The organism is Carboxylicivirga sp. (assembly GCF_982718395.1).
Genome location: NZ_CEXQWX010000300.1, coordinates 1 through 2,827 on the forward strand (window position 1 = coordinate 1; position 2,827 = coordinate 2,827).

Here is a 2,827-nt window from a genome sequence, read left to right on the forward strand (position 1 = left end):
AAATAATATGACAAGTATCTTTATGCTCTGTTATATAGACATTTACTACTGAGCCTTTAAGATTATAATACTCTTTTGTCTTTATATATAAGGCCTATAGATATAGGAATCCACAATACTTATTTCTTAAAAAAACATAAAAACTCACGTTGTAATATAACAAAATGGTTTGCTAGTGAGTATAAAGTGCCATCCTTTCAATAAAAATAATATAATTCGATGAAAAAAATCACTTTAGCCCGGAAGTTCACAAGAAGAGCTAACCGACTGTTTATATTGACAATAAGTATTGTAGTGACAATGTTACTGGCCTCGTACCTGAAGGACACACTATATTACAGCACCGAAATTGGTAATAATGCCCTAAAACGCGGTGCGAGCACAGTTGAGAAGTTATTCAAGGATTATCTTTTAATCACTGAGGAGTTGTCGATGAAAATTGAACACGACATTGCGCTTAACCACAATATAAGTCGTGAGGATATGGTATTGCTTCTTCAGAAGGAATTAGAAGCTCATAAATATGTTATTGGTGTAGGCATCGTATTTGAACCAAATGCCTATGATGGCAAAGACGAGCAGTATGTTAATAAACCATATCACGATGAAACAGGACGGTTTATACCATATGTAACTGGAGCTTCGTGTGTTGCCGTGGTTGGGTATCAGACTTCAGAGTTTTACCAGAAACCTAAAAAGTTGAATTCTCAGTATATAACTAATCCTTATACTTACAATGTTGAAGGTGAGGATGTGATGATGACAACCATTGTTTCTCCAATCAGAGATTCGGAGAATAATTTTCTGGGAGTAGTTGCTTTTGATATTGATATAAAACGAGTGGATGGTGTTATTGATGACTTCGTGACATATGATGGTGCCGGGAGTATGGCAATTATTGACAGTAAAGGTTTTTATATGGCCCATACTCATAAAAAAAACTTAATTGGTAAGTTTTTGGGAGAAGATACTATAGAGCCGGAAAAGCGATTGGAAAGTATTGTCAAAGGTCAACCTGAGCATTGGTTTAACCTTCCTTTAGGTTGTATGGGACATCCTATTCATTTAACGGATAATCAAACGCCCTGGCAATTACAAACAAAAGTGCATGCTTTTAAAGTTTTTGAATCCTTTATCTATACTTTGATCGTTATCCTGATTGCAATTATACTTGCAATTATTGCTACGACCATTCGCTTAAGATTTTTTGTCAGAAAAATGACAAAACCTCTGGAGCGACTAACTGTCATTAGCGAAGATATTTCTAAAGGCGATTTAGGAGTAGATATCAACATTGATACCAATGACGAGATAGGCAAATTAGCAACAGCGTTTAAGCACATGGTCGACAATTTGACTGAGCATATGAATGAGGTGAAGAATGGAGCGGAGAATATTAGTTCAGCCTGTCGTCAGTTACAAGGAAGCAGTGAAAACTTATCATCGGCTACAAATGAGCAGGCAAGCGTTACTGAGCAGATTAGTTGCAATATGCAGGAAATGAATGCTACCTTACAACAGACGAATGAAAAAGGCGTAGTCATAAAAAATGAAACAACTGATATTAACGATAAAATGGTGACACTCCGTGAGGGCGCAAAGGAAGCAACTGAATTGCAAATCATGATTGCCGATAAGGTCGCGCAAATTGATGAAATTGCTATGCAGGTGCGTATCTTATCATTAAATGCTGCTGTTGAAGCGGCACGTGCCGGGGATTACGGTAAAGGGTTTGCAGTTGTTGCGGCCGAGATACAGAAATTAAGTGACAATACGGCTATAATAAGTAAGAGCATTAATGATTTGGCAAACCAGTCAAAAGACAGGAGTCTTGATGCTTCATTAATTGTGAATGACATTGCTGAAGCCTTAACCAACCTGAAGCGAAATGTTGTTGATATTTCAAACAATACAGATGAACAAGCACAAGGGGTAGCTCAGGTTACAAACGGAACCAATCATTTAACTCAGGGAATTCAGAATGTAGCTGCTAACAGTGAAGAACTGGCAAGTACAGTTGAAGAATTAAACAATCAATCTGAGATACTTTTTGAGTTAACTAAAAGTTATAAGTTTTAGTCTTTAATTTTTAATGGAGAAATATTGGGGCAACAGAGTATGTTGCCCTTTTTTGTTGATGTTTATCGGATGATGATTTAGGTATTTGCGCATTATTACAAGCTTGGATGAAAAGCTTCATCGATATGTTCTATATCCCATTCTTTTCCATTGGGGATCAGCGTTACAACATCGAAGCGTACTTCATTATCAATATCCCTTTCGTTAATGTAAGCTTCTGTGGCTTCAACAATAAAACGAATTTTGCTGTTGGTAATGGCTTCTTTAGGATTCTCCCAACCATCTGTCGTTCGCGTTTTGACCTCTATCACAACCAGGAAATCATCATGCATGGCGATCAGGTCTATCTCCTTATGGTTGTATTGCCAGTTACGCTCTAGTATTTCAAAGCCTTTTTTCTCCAGATACCTTGCGGCAATTGACTCGCCGGTTTTACCCAATTCATTGTGCTGTGCCATGGCTAAAAGTTTAATTGACAAGAGCAGTTTTCAACCTTTAGCGTTACACGTTTACCCAAAACCAAAGGCAAATTTAAATGGTTATGACCTGCAGGAAAGCCAAACAACACCGGATAATTATAATCATTAACCGCTTCCTTAATTATTTCAAAAGCCGTTTGTCCGTATGGATCATCATTATCTTTCATATCGGTAAAGTCGCCAACGATAATGCCACTTAATTCTTTCAAAAAACCACTTAGTTTCAGGTTTTGCATCATTCGATCCAGATGATACAAGTATTCTGATAA

General features: G+C 37.1%; 2 protein-coding genes and 1 pseudogene. 1 reads left to right on the forward strand and 2 read right to left on the reverse strand.

All coding sequences use genetic code 11. The annotated features are described in order from the left end of the window. Window positions 1-219: 219 nt before the first annotated feature. Window positions 220-2,079, forward strand: coding sequence for a methyl-accepting chemotaxis protein (locus AC4MRQ_RS25545; protein WP_491200563.1), 1,860 nt, complete (start codon window positions 220-222; stop codon window positions 2,077-2,079). Window positions 2,080-2,174: 95 nt separating this feature from the next. On the opposite strand, the gene AC4MRQ_RS25550 is transcribed toward AC4MRQ_RS25545, so the two are convergent. Next, window positions 2,175-2,537, reverse strand: a complete 363-nt coding sequence (locus AC4MRQ_RS25550; protein WP_491200564.1) for a YraN family protein — start codon at window positions 2,535-2,537, stop codon at window positions 2,175-2,177. A 2-nt stretch (window positions 2,538-2,539) separates the two neighbouring features. Continuing rightward, window positions 2,540-2,827: pseudogene (locus tag AC4MRQ_RS25555) on the reverse strand (S66 peptidase family protein); the annotation flags it as partial.